At 55.1% G+C, this 17,068-nt stretch carries 12 protein-coding genes; 8 read left to right on the top strand and 4 right to left on the bottom strand.

Going from position 1 to position 17,068, the window contains the following annotated elements:
- Positions 1-7 precede the first annotated feature (7 nt).
- A complete protein-coding gene (gene malQ, locus Q31a_RS18270; protein WP_145081056.1) occupies positions 8-1,552 on the top strand; it encodes a 4-alpha-glucanotransferase in 1,545 nt (514 codons plus the stop codon).
- A 211-nt stretch (positions 1,553-1,763) separates the two neighbouring features.
- Here the strand turns inward: malQ and Q31a_RS18265 are convergent, their stop codons facing one another.
- The 4 genes from Q31a_RS18265 to Q31a_RS18250 form a co-directional block, all read right to left on the bottom strand.
- Positions 1,764-2,696 (bottom strand): aldo/keto reductase, encoded by a 933-nt coding sequence (locus Q31a_RS18265; protein ID WP_145081053.1) that lies wholly within the window; start codon positions 2,694-2,696, stop codon positions 1,764-1,766.
- Positions 2,697-2,745: 49 nt separating this feature from the next.
- Positions 2,746-3,195, bottom strand: a complete 450-nt coding sequence (locus Q31a_RS18260; protein ID WP_145081049.1) for an RbsD/FucU family protein — start codon at positions 3,193-3,195, stop codon at positions 2,746-2,748.
- Between the two features lie 389 nt (positions 3,196-3,584).
- Entirely contained in the window at positions 3,585-4,238 is a 654-nt protein-coding gene (locus tag Q31a_RS18255; RefSeq protein ID WP_145081046.1) for an NfeD family protein, read from the bottom strand.
- 443 nt (positions 4,239-4,681) lie between these two features.
- Positions 4,682-5,902: a DUF6666 family protein gene (locus Q31a_RS18250; protein WP_145081043.1), complete on the bottom strand. Its 1,221-nt coding sequence runs from the start codon at positions 5,900-5,902 to the stop codon at positions 4,682-4,684.
- Between the two features lie 693 nt (positions 5,903-6,595).
- On the opposite strand from Q31a_RS18250, the gene Q31a_RS18245 reads away from it, so the two are divergent.
- The 7 genes from Q31a_RS18245 to Q31a_RS18215 all read left to right on the top strand — a co-directional run bounded on the left by Q31a_RS18245 (position 6,596) and on the right by Q31a_RS18215 (position 17,041).
- Positions 6,596-6,985: a hypothetical protein gene (locus Q31a_RS18245; protein ID WP_145081040.1), complete on the top strand. Its 390-nt coding sequence runs from the start codon at positions 6,596-6,598 to the stop codon at positions 6,983-6,985.
- 384 nt (positions 6,986-7,369) lie between these two features.
- The gene (locus Q31a_RS18240) at positions 7,370-9,109 is read left to right on the top strand and encodes an ABC transporter permease (RefSeq protein ID WP_145081037.1); all 1,740 of its coding nucleotides are present in this window, start codon (positions 7,370-7,372) and stop codon (positions 9,107-9,109) included.
- A gap of 10 nt (positions 9,110-9,119) precedes the next feature.
- Positions 9,120-9,935 carry an ABC transporter ATP-binding protein gene (locus Q31a_RS18235; RefSeq protein ID WP_145081034.1) on the top strand — a complete coding sequence of 272 codons (816 nt, stop codon included), beginning with the start codon at positions 9,120-9,122 and terminating at the stop codon, positions 9,933-9,935.
- A 761-nt stretch (positions 9,936-10,696) separates the two neighbouring features.
- On the top strand, positions 10,697-13,267 hold the full coding sequence (locus Q31a_RS18230; RefSeq protein WP_145081031.1) for a DUF1588 domain-containing protein: 2,571 nt from the start codon (positions 10,697-10,699) through the stop codon (positions 13,265-13,267).
- Between the two features lie 175 nt (positions 13,268-13,442).
- Positions 13,443-14,801: a DUF1552 domain-containing protein gene (locus tag Q31a_RS18225; protein ID WP_145081028.1), complete on the top strand. Its 1,359-nt coding sequence runs from the start codon at positions 13,443-13,445 to the stop codon at positions 14,799-14,801.
- Between the two features lie 290 nt (positions 14,802-15,091).
- On the top strand, positions 15,092-15,841 hold the full coding sequence (locus tag Q31a_RS18220; protein ID WP_145081025.1) for a sugar phosphate isomerase/epimerase family protein: 750 nt from the start codon (positions 15,092-15,094) through the stop codon (positions 15,839-15,841).
- 315 nt (positions 15,842-16,156) lie between these two features.
- Positions 16,157-17,041, top strand: coding sequence for a DUF6999 family protein (locus Q31a_RS18215; protein ID WP_145081022.1), 885 nt, complete (start codon positions 16,157-16,159; stop codon positions 17,039-17,041).
- Positions 17,042-17,068: the final 27 nt, after the last annotated feature.

Genomic DNA, 17,068 nt, shown 5'->3' with positions numbered 1-17,068 from the left:
CTGCATCGTGTCTCAATTTGAACGAGCCTCAGGAGTTCTCCTGCACGTCACTAGTCTCCCAAGTCCTTACGGTGTAGGTGATTTGGGGCGTGGCGCGTATCGCTTCGTCGATTTTTTAGTCCAGTCGGGACAGCGAATTTGGCAATTGCTGCCCATTGGTCCGACGATTCAATGCGAATCTCCGTACAGTTGTTATTCAGCCTTTGCAGGCAACCCGGTGCTCATCAGCCCCGAGTTGTTGGTTGCGGACGGTTTCCTGCCGAGTGGTGCTTTACAGCACATCGAGAACTCGGATGAGTCGCCACGGCAGGCTGATTTTGTACATGCACGGAATATCAAAAACGAATTGCTGAGAGAATCGTTCGAGTTCTTTCTTGGCCAAGCCGGCTGCAGTGAACTCGATGAGTTTGAAGCGTTTTGCACTACGCATAAATGGTGGCTCGACGACTTCAGCCTGTTTGCGGCGCTCATGCAGCATTTTGGCAATGACGATTGGTGCTCCTGGCCAACCGAATTGGTGACACGCGATTCCGCGGCGCTTGGACGCTGGCGTGAGCAGCTTTCCAAGGAGGTGGAATATGAGCAATATGTACAATATTTGTTCTTCCAACAGTGGAACAAGCTGAAAGCGTACGCGGCCGCCAATCGCGTGCAGCTGTTTGGGGATATGCCGATTTTTGTCGCCCACGGTAGTGCCGATGTCTGGGCCAACCAAGAGGTGTTCTGCCTAGACGAAGGTGGGAAATCGACGGTGGTCGCTGGCGTGCCTCCCGATTACTTCAGTAAGACGGGGCAATTGTGGGGAAATCCCCTCTACAACTGGAAGGCGTTGGAGCAGACCGACTACCGTTGGTGGACCAACCGCTTTCGTATGGCCTTCCAGTTATACGACATACTGCGGATTGACCACTTTCGTGGATTTGAGGCCTACTGGGAGGTTCCGGCAGATGCTAAGACGGCCGTGAATGGCAAATGGGCTCCCGGTCCTGGAAAAGCTCCCTTTGATGCGGCTCGTCGCGCCTTGGGGGAACTTCCCATCGTTGCGGAAGATCTCGGGATGATTACCGAAGCGGTGCACGAGCTCCGCGAGCAGCTTGGGTTCCCAGGCATGCGCGTCCTCCAATTCGGCTTCGATAGCGCTGACGATCTGTTCCACCGCCCGGAGAGCTATCCCGAGAATAGTGCCGCATACACCGGGACTCATGACAACAGCACGATCGTCGGTTGGTTGAAAGAACGCGAAGGTCGTGCAGCGGGCGAGGATATCCTCCAAGGGTACTTGGAAGACCCGATTCGCTCTGGGATGCCCTACCACTGGCAGCTCATCTCGATGGTGCTGCGCTCGCCGTCTGATTTGGCCATTATCCCGCTCCAAGACATTCTAGGGCTCGATGATGACTCTCGAATGAACGTGCCTGGCAAGGCGCATGGCAATTGGGGGTGGCGCTATGAAGCGTCGCAGTTGACCCAAGAGTTGATCGACCGACTGAAGATCATTACGATCGCTTCAGATCGGGAGTCAGTCCCCATGGTCGCAGAGGCCATTCATTAGGCGCAAGTGAATTCGGTAGGGGAGCTAGCACGCCAATCGCCACGCGGCGGGTTGTAAAATCAACAAGCCGCGTCGGCGTCGTGGTGCAATGAGTTGTATGGACTAGATCTGCCAAGTTGCAGAATTCGCTCCACCGCTAGCCGCACGACGTACTTCCGCTCTAGGCGGGAGCGCTGCCGCGCAAGTTAGCTCTGCTATGGCGCCGTACCGGCTAGTTGTTTTCCGGAAGCCCCTCTTGGTGTCCAACATTGCGGACCGGTGCAAAGATAGCTTGGACTTCGGCCAACAGCTCTTGATCGATTGGCTTGCGCGCCCATTCGGCCCACTTGCGAATGTTTTTGGGATTGGCGCTGCCGGCGACAGTGGTTGCGATATCCTCATTCTGCAAGCAGAACTGCAGGGCGAGCTCTGCGATGTCGACACCTTTACGGGTGCAATGCTCCGCCGCTTGGCGAGCAGCGTCTTGGACTTCCTTGGGATCACGAAACCAGTCGGGTAGCTTGGCGTTCGTCAGCAGGCGAGCACTGAAGGGCCCCGCGTTCATCACCCCCACTCCCTTCTCCTTGAGCAGGGGAATGGTTTCGTCCGCGAATCGCGTGTTCTGCAGCGTGTACTGGTTGTAGCTCATCACGCAATCGAGCTCGGTTTGCTCGAGGATTTTGTGGAAAATCTTTTGCGGATAGCCGCTGACACCAATGTATTTGACTTTACCGGCAGCTTGCTGCTTGCGCAACGCGGGCAAGGTCTCGTCAATGATTTGCTGCAGGGGGACAAATTCGATGTCGTGGCAAAGCACGATGTCTAAGTACTCGCAACCCAAGCGATGCAGCGAAACATCGACGCTTTCCGCAACCCGCCGCGCCGAAAAATCAAAATGTTCGAGGTCGAATCGACCAAGCTTGGTGCATATATTGTAGCTGTCGCGCGGTACCTCTTTAAGCGCAACGCCGAGCAGCACTTCGCTCATGCCACGCCCGTAGAAAGCTGAAGTGTCGATGAAGTTGATCCCCAACTCCAACGCAACTTTCACCGACGCAAACACATCGTCTAGTGAAACTCCCCGAAACTCGGCCCCCAGCGATGAAGCGCCAAAGCCAAGAATTGGCAAGTCTAAATCTGTTTTTCCTAGTCGTCTGCGTTGCATAGATTGCTCGATTTTCGTGATTGCTCGATGGATGTATTACGGGGCGGTTCTAAGCTGGCGTGCGGACACCAACACTCAGCAGTAGATTGGCCCACAATGCTTGATCGGCTGTCTGGATGGTCAAGACGTGATCGCCCGATTCAACCGCGTCATAAAAATCCCACTTAACGATCGGCTCTAGCTGGCGCGTCGAACCGGCATCCTTCAGTATTTGTCGGAACTCGTTCCACACAGGAGGATCCCCCGCCGACGCATACTCGTCCGTTGGCTCGATTCCCATAGTGTTAATCACGTCAATCGGCACTTCGCTCAAGATCGCTTTTAAGACCTGCGCGACCGTGGGAATTCCGGGCATCAGCTGTAAGGAGACCAACTGAGCTCGAGGACCGATTTTGGATGCAGCGGGGTAATTACCGTCGGCAATCAAAATCTTGGAATGATGCCCCGCTTGGGCGCAGCACTTGAGGATTTCCGGATGGAGTAGAGTTGTATGTAGCATGGTGAGCTTGATTCGCCGGAAGATAAAAATTGAGTCGAACGACTGGAGGGACATCACAAACCAAAGGATGCAGCTGGTTTATTGTGGCGGATGCGCTCTCATTCAACAACGCCCGGTACATTTTCTTCACTCAGCGAGCGGGCGGGTGATGGCTGCGGTTTCGCCGCCTTTTAATACAGTCGTCGTGCCCGTGCTCGGGGTAGTCTGGTAGTCGTGCTCACGGAACAGAGTTTGGCATCAGAATTTTCCCGAGTGTGAGTGCCTGCCAGCACGCGGAGTCTCCAAGGCAACTTTGGATTTCCCTGGGGGATGCAATGGGCTGGTGAGGAAATCAAGGGCATGCTTGACCGGCCGTCGTTGGCAACATCCTCGCACCGGCCAGCGCCCCGCTAGGATCCACTGGAGGATTCGTCAAGCGAGTCGAGCCCCAGTTCCTCTGCCGGTCGGTCTAGCAGACTCTCCGGGGATGGTGCGGGTTGGGCTAGAGGCCTAGCGTTGTGGGTCGGTGTTAAACCCGTCAACTCCGCAGGTAGTTCGGCAACTGGGGTGACAGGCTCGCTGGTGAGCCGAGCAATCAAGTTGCGTTCGCGGTACGCAATGATTTTGAAATGCTGCCCAGTCTCGATAATGCCACTTTCAGCGATCGCATTGTAGTGTCGATGGCCGACGCGCACTTGGCCGCTTGGGAGTAGCTCGCTCTCCGCCACAAACACACAGCCCACCAAAGCTTCTTGCGGAGCAGGTGCCCAATACCCAACTTTCTTGTTTGCCAACTCGGGTAGCTTTAGGATTACGCGGCGGCCAATGGGAGTATGGGGCCAGATACGAATCGCCAAGACAACGAACAGGGGCACTGCCGTAGCTACCAGAGTCAGCATAAGCATGCCACCGTACATGCCCGCTTGAAAGCCAAAGAGGATGGATGCCAGGGCGGCGAGCCCAGCAAGCACCAATAGCAACCCTCCGCTGGGGACGAAGATATCGAGCAGAGCTAAGGCAAAAGCTCCGAAGCAAAGGAAGATCGCTAAATACAAGGGAGGCATAGATAGCAAGGCAATGTTTGGAGAGGAGGATAGAATAGGGACTATACACAAATCCTCAGGGATCGAATAGTTGTTCACACAACACTACGACCGTTTTGCAGCCCAGGATTGGTGGGATTCCATTTTTGAATGAATGGTTTTGAATGAATGGCATCGACTGCGGCTCATGCACACCAACCGACCGGATTCAGCCCCCAGTGGTGGCGGACTGGACTGCACGGTGATAATTGCTGTTGGAGAGACCGGCTGCGAGCGGCTGTTGATTTCGTATTGGCGAGGCCGCAAAACTCGCTGACGCCAGGAGGATTAAACACGTTGGCTAAGCAAGTTCGCTGCCAGCTGTGCGCCCCTAGACAGAGAGCGATGCGGCGTTCGATTGGCTCGTGGGCCGCGGAGACACCACTTCGCAGCTGGTCGGCTTGGGCGTCGGCTGCCGCGGGACGTTACGGGGAGACTCGGCGTGAGATGAAACTGCCGTTGTCTGCAACATCAAACATGGGACGGTAGTAGTCTCGGCTGGTTCCAAAAGCTCTGCCGGGCGTCCACACGAGAGCCATGGATAGATTCCAGCTTTCTTCGGAATAGGGAACTAACGAATCGTTGGGCGGAAACACGTAAGTTGCTCCCAGGTCGAGTCCCAACTCGCTTTGCAATGGCATCTTCAAATGCATTCCCAAGATCGCTCCAGCGGAGTCGGTCCAGCCTGCGGCCAATTCCGCCATGCTTCTCCCGCCTTGCCCGAATCGGTATCGATAGAAGAAGCGGTAGGTATTCATCGCGGTCAATTCGATGTCGATCGGGGACGGCGTTCCCAGCAGTGTAGCACTTGTCTGCTCCGTTTTTTGACTGTCCGAGAAGCGGAAACCAAGGTCATGATACGGCGACAGCAGGAAGCTTAGCTCGCCTCGAATCTGCAGCAAGTCAGCGCGATAGACCCAATCGTCACGGAGGAAGTCAACGACGATCCCTCCCTGGAATCCGTAGTCCACGCGGCGATACAGTCCACCCGTTAGGAACAACTGAGTGCGGTTGTCTGGACCAGCAGTGGTGCCGTCAAGTTGCGATTGCGTAAATCGCATGCCGAGTTGGGAGCCGAGCTGCCCACGCAATAGGCTAGGCAAGCGCGTGCCGAAATTGAATCCTTCTTGGAAACCGAAAGCGCCACCAGGCTGTCCGGCAGTACCCGCTGCAGTGGCAGGGAACGCGCCACCTCCGGTGAAACTCGTGACACCAGCCCAGACCTCAGATCGATTCCAGTCCATCAACCAGCCAGCGGGATTGCAGCAGCAGCCAACATTCATTCCGCAGCTGTCACATCCCGTGGTGCTGTGCGCGCCGTGCATCGCAGTCTGATGCGGTACGGGCTCCAGCTGGACCTCCATCCCGTTAAAGCTGCTAGCGCTCGGCGCGATACTGGTAGCTGCCGTATCGGAACTATCAAGGACGATCGACTGTGCGAAAGCGGCTTGGCTGACAGCATTCGCCTCCACTGGAGTGTTGGCGCGAGGCATTGCAGCCGGACGTAAAGCACGTGGTTGGACTCCACGGAGATGCCGCGTCTCTGCCAAGCCCGTTTGGCACAGCATGACTGCCGCGCATACCACCCCCAGACCAAGTCGATATCGAGCTTGCCAGCAGCTAATTCTCTGCAGTGATCGAACCATTCGAGCCTACTTATCTGCGCAAGAGATTGCGCAGTCCTCCACCCCAATCTATTCATCGACGAAACCTCTTCCGCACAATCAGCCTAACCGGCAAAGTTTGCCGAATTTCCGCGAGGAGAGGCGAGCAAGCGTAGTGGGGTGCCCCTAATATGAAATGCCAGCATTTCGAAAACGCAGTGAAAGGTGCCATCCACCGACTAGCTTTGCATGCAATGGATTTAGATCGGAATGGTGCGGTTTCGTTGGTTGCAAGCATAGGAAGTTGTGCACTGTCCCGGCCGCCGACTTGAGGAACGCTAGCATACGGCGATAGATGGGTGGCACCTATCGCGCTACCCTGTAAGTGGATGGCACCTATCGCGCTAATGTGAAATGCCAGCATTTGGAAAACGCAGTGAAAGGTGCCATCCACCGACTAGCTTTGCATGCAATGGATTTAGAACGGAATGGCGCGGTTTCGTTGGTTGCAAGCATAGGAAGTTGTGCACTGTCCCCGCCGCCGACTTGAGGAACGCTAGCATACGGCGGTAGATGGGTGGCACCTATCGCGGTGGGGAAATGCTGGCAATTGGAGTGGCGGAGGGATAAATCGTGGCATCTTCTGGGATTTAGCGTTCGTTCCGCTCCAGCGGCCCCAGTAGTTATGTTCCAATGGCATGCAACCTGTCTCGCAATATGAAAAGGGAGTTGGTGTTGGAATTACTTTTTTGCCTGACCGGGGGCGGCTTGCTGCTCGCATGTAGTTTTGGGCTGTCGCGTTTGCAGACGCCCGATTGGTCGAGTGACGGGGAACTCGCCGAAGATTCTCGGCGTTCGATCGCTCGTTGGGCCAAAGTCCAGCATTGGGTGCGTTGGTTGAACAATTGGCTCATTGCTGTGATTGGAGTATTGATTGCCACTGCCGGTTTGGTTCCTCACGGCCAAGGGTGGATGCTGCTGTGGTGCGCTATCGTTGTAATGCTGTTGGGTTGCATTCTCCTCGCCATGCTCGACGCTTGCTCTTCATGGGCCGGCTATCGAAGGGCACTACCCGAGGCGGCGCGGCGAACTCTAGGGACGGAGCAGCAAGACCCGGCCTCCTGAGACTCCCGGTTTGGAATTGAGCGATGTTGGGTAGTTGGTTAGTTGGCTAGTGACCTGCCGCCCATCAACTCACCGTACCACGCCGTGTCGTTGCCGGTAATTCTGCAGCAGGCTGTTTGTCGAACACAGAGACCGTTTGGGCTGGTAAGATTGCCCAGACTCCGAGCGTTCCCGATATTTCCTTAATTCCAGCCGGAATGGTCCGTTTTTTACAGTCGCTCTGGAGAAGATTGCCGTTTGCCTAGGCAGAAAATCTAGCTAGACTTCGCGTTGCAGGCCAGTGTGCCCTCAACGCTTCGATAGCTGGTGAAATTCGCATTTGGCGTCTCCTGCCCTATCTGAAGTAAAACTGGATTGGACGACTTCACAGCTAAGGATGGCTGAATGTACCGATGGCTCTTATGTTGGCGATATCTCCGCACGCGTTACATCGCCTTAGCTTCTGTGATCAGCGTCATGCTTGGTGTAGCGACGTTGATCGTCGTCAATAGTGTGATGGACGGCTTCACCACTGAAATGCAAGACAGGATGCATGGCATTTTGTCGGATGTGGTTGTCGAGAGCCAGAACACCAATGGAATTGGAAATCACTACGCCATTCAGCAAGAGATCCGGCAAACGGTCGGTGATGATCTGGTCGGCTTGACAGCCGTCGTCCACGTTCCTGCCATGGTCTCAATTGACCATCGTGGTGAGACGCGGACCCAGCAGATTAACCTGATTGGGATCGATACCGACACCTATTCCAAGGTCAGCGATTTCAGCAAATTTTTGATGCATCCCGACAACCGAAAGCAACTGGATTTCGTGTTGCGTGAATCGGGATATGGTGTCGACCGTCCCGATTTCCCCAAGTCGGGTTGGGAGTATCGCCGCTCAATGGCTGCACGCAAAAAGCAGTTGGCCGCACTTACTCAACAGATTGAATCCGAAAAAAAACGCAACGAAGAGCTCAGGAGCATGCTGGATGAAGTAGCGGTCGTTGATGGACGACCGTCGCGAGTACCGCCAGCTGATCTGGATGGCTTATCGAACTCAACGTCCTCGACCGTCGGTACCGATCAAGAGCCCGTCAGCGGCGAGGACAGCTCACTACTGGCGTCGACTATCGAGTTCCCGGAGATTCCTGCAGGGCTTTCCCCATCTGCGGAAACGGCGGAGCCGTTGGCGGTTGAGACTTCCTCCAGTGGCGCGCCGGCCTTGGCTCCACAGTTTGACGCAGTGGTTTCTACCGGTGGTGGTGAAGCTCGCAAGTTTGATCCCGAAGTTGATCAACACGAAGGGATCGTCCTTGGTATAAGTATTGGTTCGACCCGCTACCGCAACGCTGGTGGGGAGGTCACCGACTATTACTTTGCCCAGCCAGGCGATGATGTTCAAGTTACTTTCCCCTCGGCGGGCTCGACACCTAGAGCGATCAATTCACGGTTCACCGTCGTCGATTTTTACGAGAGCAAGATGAGCGAGTACGATGCGACCTTTGCATTCGTACCTCTGGAAACTCTTCAACGCCATCGCGGCATGCAAGGAGCGATCAGCTCGATTCAGCTCAAGTTGAGAGACGGGGCCGATCTCAATTTAGTTCGCGATAAACTTCGCGCAAAGTTCCCAATCCAGCTTGGCATTCAAGTCAACACCTGGCGGGACCTGCAAGGCGCACTTCTGGCCGCAGTCGAGATGGAAACCACCATCCTGAATATCTTGTTGTTTCTGATTATTGCCGTCGCAGGATTTGGGATTTTGGCCACCTTTTTTATGATTGTGGTGGAAAAGACCAAGGACATTGGCGTGTTGAAATCGTTGGGCGCAAGCGGCAGTGGCATCGCCACCATCTTTTTGGGCTACGGAGTCCTGCTGGGCGCCTTTGGAGCCGGCGTAGGCGCAGTGGCTGGTTTAGTTTTTGTTGCTTACATCAACAACATCGCGGATGTGTTAGAACGCATCACCGGACGAGAAGTGTTTGATCCCACCGTGTATTACTTCGATACTATCCCCACAATCGTCCATCCTGCAATGGTGGTTTGGGTCGTGATTGGGGCAGTGTTGATCGCTGTCATGGCAAGTGTTCTCCCTTCCATCCGCGCCGCGCGCATGCACCCCGTCGAGGCCCTTCGTTATGAATAGTGAACTGAAAATGGATTCCAATCCCACAGGTGCCGTACAACCACGTCGACGGGTCGATTTTAATGAAGCACCCGTGCCGGGCGAGGGTGTGGAGTCGCAGTCCAGTAGCGGCCGTACACCTTTGAAACTGGCGACTCCCTACGTCCTAGAAGCAAGGCAGCTCTACAAGACCTATCGCAAGAACAAGCATGCGGTTCCCGTACTGAAGGGCTGCGATTTTACGGCGGTGGCGGGTAGGACTACAGCTATCCTTGGGCAAAGTGGATCCGGCAAGAGTACTCTGTTGCATCTGCTCGGTACACTCGATGCGCCTGATGCTGGAGAGATCTACTTTGATGGCGAACGGATTGATCAGCTCCCGCGACGCCGCCGCGATCGATTTCGCAATAATCAATTGGGGATGATCTTCCAGTTTTATCATCTGTTGCCCGAAGTCTCGGCTTATCAGAATGTTCTGATGCCGATGATGATTCAAGAAGGCTTCTTTGGCTATCTCAAGAATCGGGCGCAGATCAAGAAACGCGCCACGGAGTTGTTGACACGTGTGGGCCTCGCGCATCGCATGCACCACAAGCCACGCGAACTCTCCGGTGGAGAGATGCAGCGGGCAGCTATCGCCAGAGCCTTGATTGCTGAACCTGATTTGCTGCTAGCCGATGAGCCTACGGGGAACCTCGATCGAGAGACCGGCGCCCAAATCCTCGACCTCTTGGCTGAACTCAACCGAGAGCGTGGCCTGACGATCGTCATGGTGACGCACGATGAATCGATCGCCGCCGCGTGCGATTCCACCATCCATCTGGAGGATGGACGCATCAAGGCTTAGTGCGCTGTTGCGGTTTAGCCACACTGGCAACGTCGATAGTCATCGTGCTACTCCTGTGCGGCAACCTGCCAGCAGGCGGCACTGCCGCCTGTCCGTTTGTGCTTTAGGCCAAGTGCCCTAGCAACACCGCCCACTTCCGTAGCTCAGCCTCCCCTGTAGATACGGAGCACGGATAGACCCCTTGAGGGCGAGATGAGTCTGTGCGATCGGTTCCTGACCAGATTGTCTGTGGTCTCTCCGGTTGTCCCCCGTCCCCCCACGGTGCCTCGCGAGATTGGTCGGCTGGGCGACTGGGACCATCTCGAGAACCGGTCTTTACGGGATACTCTGGTTTGAGGGGGCGTTCACCGACTCCATTGGCGACCGGCAGAGACGTGGTAAATGAACTGCGTCCCCCGCTTGCAACGATCGGAAGGTGCCTGCTTGCGGTTCCTGGTGGTTCGGGAGCGCGGAATGGAATTCAGCTGTGCTCTTGGGTATAATGGCTGGAGTGAAAGTCCGAATGGCAAAGTAAGGACCTTCAGCCTACCTCCCCCACTAGTATGTGGGCGATGCTGCACCTTTACCTCACCTCGTGAGAACCTACCCCAATTGCAGCGATCGCTTTTCCCTTCGAGAATTGCATAGCCCGTCGCGTTGGCTTACCTGAAGCTGACGGTTTGCATGCTCGGCGGCAAGGCGGTGCTCCTCGCGCGTTTGCTGCGATTTCGCACTTAGCTCTGGAGTTGCAGCCCTATCCTACTAACCTCAACGCTGTGTGTATGATGCGAAAAGAACGTCCTGAGTCCCTTCTGCAACTGGCTAGTCTGCTTTTGATCGTTGCGCTGCACGCTCCGCTGCTTCGAGCAGATGAGGGTGAGGCTCAAGCAACGCCCATCCCGTCGACGGTCCCCAGCGAGGTGGAAGCGGAACTCTCTCCTCAACTCCAGTTGGGAAAGTCGATTTATGGAGCCAGCTGTGCGGACTGTCATGGAGCGGTCGGCGAGGGAGTCGAAGGTGCCTACCCGAACGCTTTGGTAGGTGATGATTCGAGTGGACAGTTGGCTCAGCTAATTATCGATACCATGCCTGAGGGGGAACCCGAGGCGTGCGTCGGCGAGGAAGCGGCTGCGGTAGCCGAGTACATCCACTTCGCTTTCTACAGTGAAGCGGCTCAGCTCCGCAATCGTCCACCAAGGCAAGCGCTGGCGCGCTTAACTGCCAATCAATTGCAGCAGAGTATTGCTGACCTCTACGCGCTATTCGATGGCGTGACCCGAGCAAGCGATAAACATGGTCTGAAGGCTGAGTATTTTGCGGGGGATCGTCGCCGCGATGAAAATCGAAAAATCGAGCGCATTGATCCCTTCCTCGACTTTGATTTTGGGCATGACAGCCCCGGCGAGGGCATTGAAGCGAAATCCTTTGCGATTCAGTGGGAGGGGGGCGTCGTGGCGGATGTCACTGGACGCTATGAGCTCGTCGTCGATAGCACCTGCTCCTTTACGCTTGATTTCGGCCGCCGAGGTCGGCAGTTGATTGACAACCACGTCCAGTCGGGTGAGAAAACGGAGTTTCGTCGGGCGATGACGCTGGTGGCGGGGCGGGTCTATCCGATCTCGATCGCGTTTGTTCAACGCGACCGAAAAACCGAAATTCCACCAGCGCGATTCTCGCTGCGATGGGTGCCCCCAGATGGTATCGAACAGGTGATTCCCACGCGTAATCTCGTCCACGAGTGGGCCCCGCCAAGCTATGCGCTTCAGGCGGAATTGCCGCCGGACGACCGCAGTTACGGCTTCGAACGAGGGATTGCGGTGAACCGGGCGTGGGATGAGTCGACGACCATGGCCGCAGTGGAGTTTGCCGAAATTGCTGCCGCTGAATTATGGCCTGAGTACGAACGGCGTCATCGCAAGGAACCCAATGAGAATCGCCAGCAACTCAAGAACTTTTTAGCGGAGATTGTCCAAGCCGCCTTTCGACGAGAGCTGACGGATGACCTGCGGCAGCGGCATGTAGAGCGGCAGGTTGATGCTGAACCGGGGGATGCAGAAGCGATTAAGCGAGTGGTGTTGTTGTGTCTCAAATCACCACTGTTCTTGTATCCGACGTTGGATGGTGATTGCACTCCATCGCGACGCGCTGCCAATCGCTTGGCACTTGTGCTGTACGATTCTCTGCCCACCGACAAGACGCTACTCAAACTGGTTGCGGAACAAAAGTTTGCAACGCGGGAGCAGATTCGTAATTACGTGTGGGGGCATCTGCAAGACTATCGGGTCTATGCCAAGACTCACGAGATGATGATCGAATGGCTGAATTTGGCTCATCTTCAGGAACTGTCCAAGAGCGACGAGTTATTTCCTGGATTTGACAAGGAATTGGCGGTCGATCTGCAGCGGTCGTTGGACTTGTTTTTGGAAGAGGTTGTCTGGGGCGAGTCGGACGACTATCGGCAACTGTTCAACGCGGATTGGGCATTTACAACGCCCCGGCTAGCAAATTTCTATGGTGAGACATGGCAACCTGCGACTGCTCGCGTGGACGAGGCGCCGGCAGCTGACTTGCAGAGCCAAGCAGAGCCAGGCAGTGATTCACCGCCCGCAGCTGAGGAATCTGCAGCCGACGATTCTGAGGCAACGGGGGGGGAACAAGGGGCCAAGCATCTTGTGGGGCTAAAATGGGACTCCGTCCGCCACAGCCAACTGCAGCGTAGTGTAGCCGACGATCAGCACCGGTTTGGCCTCTTAACCCACCCCTATTTGATGAGCGGCCTGGCCTATCACGATAGTACTTCTCCCATCCACCGCGGGGTGTTTCTTATTCGCTATGTGCTGGGACGAACACTTCGCCCCCCGAATGAGGCGTTTACGCCGTTGAGCCCCGATTTGCATCCCGATTTGACGACCCGTGAACGTGTTGCATTGCAAACAAGCCCGGAAAGTTGCCAGGTTTGTCATGTGAAGATCAACGGACTTGGTTTTACGCTGGAAAATTATGACGCGGTTGGACGTTTTCGTGTCGATGAAAAACAAAAGCCGATCAATTCCCAGGGAAGCTATACAATTCGGTCTGGAAAAACGGTAGAATTCATTGACGCGGCGGGCCTCTCTGCTTTCCTCACCGAGAGCGAGGACGCCCAGCGGGCGTTTGTCAGCAAAGCCTTTCAGCACTTTGTGAAGCAACCGCCAGCGGCACTTCGGCCGACCGCCTTAGAGGAATTGACCACCACGTTTCGTGAAAGTGATTTCAGCATCCGCCAGTTGATTGTTGAAATCGCGGTCATGGCCGCAGAGGATGCGGCAAGAGAACGGGAGCCTGCCCAGCAGACCCCCGATACCGCTGAATAGCAAGCCAACCTTAGTGAACGTAGATATCCACCGGTATTGGCGAACTGCCAATAGGGCGGAGATTTTCACTTGCGGCTTCCATGGCGCGATGCGTGGGGGCGCAAGGCTGCGTTCAATAGAGTTGAATTGTCCCACCACCTACCCTCCCCATTACGCCTCGCCAGGATACGATTCGATGACGACACTCGCCAATCGACGCCGGTTTTTAAAGTCTGCAGGGATTAGTGCTGCGGCTGCAAATTTGATGCTCAATCTTCCGAGTTTGGCTACTGCGTCCGGCAAGCCAGCGCGTCGCAAGCAGCGTTTGGTGTTTATCTTCAGTCCCAACGGCGTGATTCCAGATCATTTCTGGCCCGACGAACCTGGCAAAGATTTTACGCTAAAACGGATTTTGGCTCCGCTGGAATCGGTGAAGTCGCAAGTGATGACGATGCACGGAATGTGCAATCAGATCAAGGGAGATGGCGATGGTCACATGCGCGGAATCGGTTGCTTGCTGACCGGGATCGAGTTGTTTCCTGGGGATATTCAGGGTGGGTCCGATACGCCAGCTGGTTGGTCGATGGGAATCTCGGTCGACCAGTATTTGAAGAATCAGTTGCAAGCCAATGCCGAGACGCAGACGCGATTCGGGTCGATCGAAATGGGGGTCATGGTTCCCGATCGAGCAGATACCTGGACGCGAATGTCCTATGCGGGAGCCAACCAGCCGGTGGCGCCGATCGACAATCCCTACCAAATGTTTAACAAGCTCTATGGTCAGACGAAGAACCGGGAATTGCTGGCCAGCGTCCTGGATGACTTGTCGGAAGATTTTCGTCGGGTGGAAAGATTGATTGGGGCCGAGGATCGCAGGATGCTCCAAGATCACGTGGCTATGGTGCGCGAGATTGAATTGGAACTGCAAACAGAATTGCATGCCCGCAAATCAGAACCTGGAGATTCAGCCCAGCGTGACGCAGGCCACAAGGTTCCCGAGCTGCCGCCCAACATTGAAGAGGTCAATGACAATATCCCTCTGATCACTCGCATGCAGATGGACATGCTGGTCAATAGTTTTGCGGCCGACTTTGCACGCGTTGCATCGTTCCAAATCACGAACAGCGTGGGACAACCCCGCATGCGTTGGTTGGGGATTGAAGAGGGGCATCACGGGCTATCCCACGAGCCCGATAGCAACGAAGACGCCTACGAAAAGTTGATTCGCATCAACACTTGGTACTGCGAACAAGTCGCGTACTTAGCCAAGCGTTTGGCGGCTACGCCGGAGCCTGGTGGTGAAGGATCGATGTTGGACAACACAACATTGGTTTGGACGAATGAACTAGGAAAGGGAAATTCCCACACGCGCAACAACATCCCGTTCGTACTGGTCGGAGGGGGACTCGGATTCCAGATGGGACGTGCGATGGACTTCGGGGCGGTATCTCACAACCGCCTGCTAATGACCTTCTGTCAGGCCATGGGGCACGACGTCGACTCCTTCGGGAACCCCGACTTCTGCGGCGACGGAGTTTTGACCGGCCTGGCCTAGTAGAAATACTGGGTAAATTGCGGCTTGGGGGAGGTCACGGGATGTTGCGGCTTTGGGGCTGGAGCGATACCCTTGGGATCTCTAGCTCAAGTTATTCTAGGATCGGCTTGCAGAGCCTTAATCTAGCTTTCTACGTGGCCCTGGTCAGCGTGGTTTGCTAGAGTTGGTGCATGCGAGCCGCTTATATAGATGCTAGCAAAAATACATGCGTTGCTCGTTGCCTACCAGCGAACGGCTGAAAGCACGCCATGTTTCTGTGAATTAGTTCGGTCGCTGAGAGGAGTTCAGCCGTGTATGTTGCTGTTTCAACGGATTGTTATCCCGACTTGCTGATGCCCGAAGTGGTAGAGGCCTTTGTCGATCTTGAATTTACCACAGTCGAAATCGCGTTACGCGAGGATGGGACTCCGTTGAGCCCCAGTCGGATTGACGACAATTTCGACAAAGCCGTCCATTTAGCGCGACGCAGTCACCGCCTGGAGGTGTGCAGCTATGACGTGCACATCGACGCCCAAGGCGAAGCGTTCTACGATCAGTTTGCGGCGATCTGCCGACTGGGCAAGGCGACGAAAGTTGTAACGTTGACGGTTCCCTCGGGAGAGCTGGGGACGCCCTTCAACGAAGAGGTTGAACGCTTACAGCGTCTCGTCGACCTTGCAACCGACGAAGGGGTGCGGGTCGCTATGAAGAGTCAGATTGGTCGACTCAGTGAAGATCCAGATACCGTCAAGGTCTTATGTGACAATGTGAAGGGACTTGGTCTGACCTTTGATCCCAGCCACTATCACTGCGGTCCTCATGCGGCCAAAAGTTTGGATCGCATCATGCCATACGTGTTTCACGTCCACCTGCGAGATTCCAAAGCGGATCAATTGCAAGTGAGGGTCGGGCAAGGCGAGATTGAGTACGGGAAATTTGTGCTGATGCTGCAGCGTGCGGGTTACTCGCAGGCGCTCAGTATTCAGATGGCTCCCATGAAAGAGTTCGAACAGCGGGGGGAATTGCGTAAATTGCGACTCCTGCTCGAGACGTTGCTTTAGTTTCGGGCGACGCCGAACGATACGTGCTCCGAGTATTTTAAATGCTCGGATCACGGTGGCGGGACGCTCCATGGCTGGACACTGGAGTGGTTGGTCGGCTGAAACGGAATCGTTGCCCCTGGGAAGATTCGGTGCGATAGAAGGTGGGTGCCTAGCGCATCCATTGCCGCACCCGGCGAATTTCAGGTTGCACGCCGTTCGTTTCTGCTGACCATTGCGAGTTGGCGGAACGCTACCGTTTCGGCTTGGGGCGTTTGGAGTTCGGTTGAGCAATCCGCTTGGTTGCCGCAACGCAGGGCTGAAGTGAGCTAAAGTATGCAGTCTTTCCCATACATAAGCGACTATGTGAACCGCGTGTTCGCAGAGGAGAAGCGGCGGTGGGATTTTGTCCTACTACGCCCGTTGTTGTTGGTGAACTACTTCTTTCTGCGTCTCCTGTGTTTTCCCTTCAAGTTCGTATTTCATCGTGTTCCCTATGGGTTTGAGCACTTCGTCATCGATTGGATGATGTCCTTTGGGATGAAGTATTTGGCGACGCATGACGCTGCAGAGTTGATGCTGCGGCATGTTCAAATTGAACCTCTGCTCTATCGGCACGTTCTGACCCGGCTAGATGCCGTCGATACCGCTGTTCCCCGAAAGCTGAATGGAATCGATGGGGATTTTTCAGTTGCTGATCTAGAGACCGTTGTCCGCCATAACATGACGGTGGGGCATGACTTGCTGTCCTATGAGCTGGTGGACCGTTTTGACAAGGGTGTGTTTCTCGATAATCTCGAAAACATCCGTCGACTTCGCCCTCAAGATCATGAGCAGTACAGCAAGGCGGCGCTGGAAGAAAACCGTCGCTGTTCCTTTCAGCTTTTGGGGGCCACCAATATTGTGATATTGGTGGTAACCATCATTACACTGTTTGGTGATTTGCGCACGACGGTAACTGCCCTGAATTCCTTCGGGTCCGATTCCATTCTCCTCTGGTGCTTAAAGCAGATATACGCGCACGACGTCGAAGCCCAGATTGATTTGGATTTCTTCATGCAAGAAGTCAACAATCGGGGGCATTACAATAGTAGCGCATTTTTCTCCAACCCTAATCAATACCTGTACTATCACATTGTGTTTGATGAGGTTGCCTATAATATGTTGAGGAATCGGCCTCCCCGAGCGGACACGACGTCAGGGGGCGGCCGCGAGCGATAATTTGAGGATCGAACGTCTTTCGTTCTT

The organism is Aureliella helgolandensis (assembly GCF_007752135.1).
Taxonomy (GTDB): Bacteria; Planctomycetota; Planctomycetia; order Pirellulales; family Pirellulaceae; genus Aureliella; species Aureliella helgolandensis.
Note: the sequence above shows the minus strand (reverse complement) of the source record. Positions and strands in the feature narration are given on the sequence as shown.